The organism is Pedobacter sp. (assembly GCF_035566355.1).
GTDB lineage: Bacteria > Bacteroidota > Bacteroidia > Sphingobacteriales > Sphingobacteriaceae > Pedobacter.
Genome location: NZ_DATMRL010000548.1, coordinates 1 through 3095, shown reverse-complemented (window position 1 = coordinate 3095; position 3095 = coordinate 1). Strand labels below are relative to the sequence as shown.

Below are 3095 nucleotides of genomic sequence, written 5' to 3'. Positions count from 1 at the left end.
ACTTTGAATCTAGCTTCAATAAATGATTATCTAAAAAGGATGGTGCAGTATTTGTCATTTATTTTTCTTATCTGAATTATTTAAGGTTTGATAGTATATTGAACATTAACATTACTCACTCAATGCGGTTATTTCAGCATCAAGCTTTGCATTTGCATCCCAATACTTTAAGGCGGGTTGGTATCTTTGGAACCAAATAACCTTGCCTGTTAGAATATCGTTTATGGAAAGTATCTCGCTCTCAGCAATTGTATCGTGAGCTGGATAAATATCCTCCTCTGCCGAAAGACAAGAATCTCGGGAGGGACTGTAAAAAATCTGATAGAGAGAAGGGATTTCCAACGAGCTCATTATTTTATTTAGGTTATCTTGGACTTGTTGCTTATAGGTGGCACATTGCATTTTTTTCTGAAAATTTTCATTCTGTGTCGTTACTGGGGCTGGAGATTGTTGCGTAGAGTTTGGCGGTGTTTGAACAGGAGTTTGAGATACAGGCAGAGTAGTTGCTGTTGGGTTTGTGTTACCAGAAGACGATGGCTGAGTATTACAACCTGCTGCCAAGAATATCAAAGGAATAATAATTAGTAATTTTTTCATAATATTGATCTAGTTTGTGGACTTATTGTATACAATCAGTTTTCGTAAACGATGTGAAATAGTTTTGAGCTGTGCCTTCGACTACATAAGAGTATTCCATATTTATATCTTCATTTAAGAGGCTCTTAGTATCGCTATTACCGCAAACCTTTGGTTTCAGAAAACTCCTGACATAATCGTTTGAAAAATTACTTGTATCAGCACCTGAAAGAGTGTAATGATATCGAATTGCACCTGGCTCGGCCGTAACGTCAGTCAATGTAGTTACTTGATCAAGCTTGTTTGGTAAAGTCATACTTGTTTTTATCTGCTGAACTGCAGATTGAATCAATTCAGCTTTGGACTGCGTATTTGATTGAGTAGAAATCGTTGTTTGCTTATTCATATCAAAACCTAAGGCCACAAAAAATAAAATAAAAGCGGCTATAGCCAAAATACTCCATCCCATCGTGCCTAAACGGTAAACAGGGCTACTTAATGTTGCCATAAAGTCTTCTGATTTCATTGCTTTCCCGATTTTCGTAAGAGAAGATACTAAGTAAGCTAGGACTAAGAAGAATAAAAGGCCAACAGTTCCGCCAGTTGAAACCACCCACACCAAAAGTGCGATGGATAATCCAATTAGAATTTGTAAATATAGTTTAATGTTTTTATCTTTGTGTTCTTTAATCCTTTTGCCCAAGATGATAAAAATACTTGAGACTACGACCATTACAAAAGTTCCTGAAAGCCCAGAATGGGGTAGCCCTGATTGTGAAAAATTCTTGTCGGAAATACTCCAAAGATATATTCCAACATTAAGAATAATATTTAACCAACCAATAGCATAGACGGAATTACCCGTATTCTTCAAATTATTTTGGATTTTTGTTATGTCTATCTTTTCAGGAGTTAAGGTTTGGACTGTCGGAGTTGCTGATTTCGGTAAAGATGAAATGGACTGGCCGCATTTCGGGCAAAATTTTGATCCTTCAATTATTTGGCTACCGCAATTTGAGCAAAACATATATTTATTGTAATATAATTATTTTTCTGGTGGAGATATAAAACTCCCCGCCAGAAGCTTGTCCCTTTCGGGTCAAACGCATGGGTTTCCCCATACGACCATCGCTGGAACTCTGACGAGGAGTTCTATTCAGCGATGGATTTATGCCATGCCCACATTTCTATGAGTTTAGGCAAATATTCAATTACGTATACTATACCACCAAAACCTAAGCAAATAAAGCTCCCAAATAAGGCTCTAAAGTGCTAAAATTAAGGTAATTACCATTACTTAACTATTACAATGAATTACCTGCCTGAATGGAAGATATATCTAATCAAGAAATTATTACTCTCAACTGATGAAGAGCTAGATCAATTTTCTCGCGGATCATCAATTCCAAGCCTTATGCATTACACTGGCTTGTTGGAGAAAGATGGCATTGACGAAGAAAAGTTTTTCAAATACCTATTAGATTTAGCTTCAGAAAAACCACCTTTATTAGAATTAGATAGCCTACGTATTTCGAGAACGTATGAAGAGGTTTATAAAAAAGCAATTGCAAAAATAAACGCACTTAAGCATCGAAAACAAATAGCAAGCTTGGGTTCAGGTGTAGCGAATAAAGAAGATTACATTAAGGTTGATGAATATTGTGAATTAGGGAAAAATCTTTATACAAAAATGGTGAATGGAGAACATATCACCATTAGTGAGTTTAAAAATTTGTTGAATTTAAGTTTCGCAAATTCCGCATTTACTTTCGGGTTACAATACTATACTTTATTTGAAATAAAACTCAATAGAAAAGGGCTAAAGAATAAGCTGGATAATTACATTGATAGTTTCCTGAAAAGTGATCTCATTCCTGCTCAAGGTGAGAATTATTATAGCGTTGATAATCAACGGAAACATATCTTACAAACACTTAAGAATCTATCTGATTCATACGGTTATAAAAACATTGCCTTAAACTTAGGACAGATAGCAAACGGTTATGATGACTATGGCAATCTTATTTATACAAACGCTCCTTCGTATAAATTTTATGAATCAATTTTATCCCTAGAGAGAACGGGTGATATTGTAATCAAGGATATACGAGATAAAGAAGTAGTCCTTTCGGTAATTTCTGAACACTTAATACAAGAGCTTGAAAAACCTTTCGGCGAAGCCATAAATTCCGATAAGAATGAAGAGCATAATTTATCAGTAGCAGATAAAAAGAAACTTTCTATCTTAGAAAAATTGAAAGAAGAATGGGATTTAACGCCTAAATCCGATGATGAAGGAGTTATATTTCAAACTGGCATGAGAGCACATTTGCGATTTGCTGGAGAAACAAAGATTTCTCATCAAAAATACCTTTCTTGGACGAGCGAAGCTGGTATTAGTGATTGGTATGAATTTGAAAATATACTAAACATTTTGAAGGAAGAAGGTTTGATTTTAAAATTCGAATCTGTGGACGAATCAAGATGAGCAATATAATTAAAATCCAATTTCCTCAAGA

3 protein-coding genes are annotated in these 3095 nt (G+C 34.9%); 1 reads left to right on the top strand and 2 read right to left on the bottom strand.

Features of this window, described 5'->3' with window-relative positions; all coding sequences use genetic code 11:
- Nucleotides 1-111: 111 nt before the first annotated feature.
- Nucleotides 112-597 carry a hypothetical protein gene (locus VNZ46_RS21515; protein WP_325562460.1) on the bottom strand — a complete coding sequence of 162 codons (486 nt, stop codon included), beginning with the start codon at nucleotides 595-597 and terminating at the stop codon, nucleotides 112-114.
- Nucleotides 598-619: 22 nt separating this feature from the next.
- Entirely contained in the window at nucleotides 620-1603 is a 984-nt protein-coding gene (locus tag VNZ46_RS21510) for a zinc ribbon domain-containing protein (protein ID WP_325562458.1), read from the bottom strand.
- A 282-nt stretch (nucleotides 1604-1885) separates the two neighbouring features.
- On the opposite strand from VNZ46_RS21510, the gene VNZ46_RS21505 reads away from it, so the two are divergent.
- Entirely contained in the window at nucleotides 1886-3064 is a 1179-nt protein-coding gene (locus VNZ46_RS21505) for a hypothetical protein (protein ID WP_325562456.1), read from the top strand.
- The last annotated feature ends 31 nt before the right edge of the window (nucleotides 3065-3095 follow it).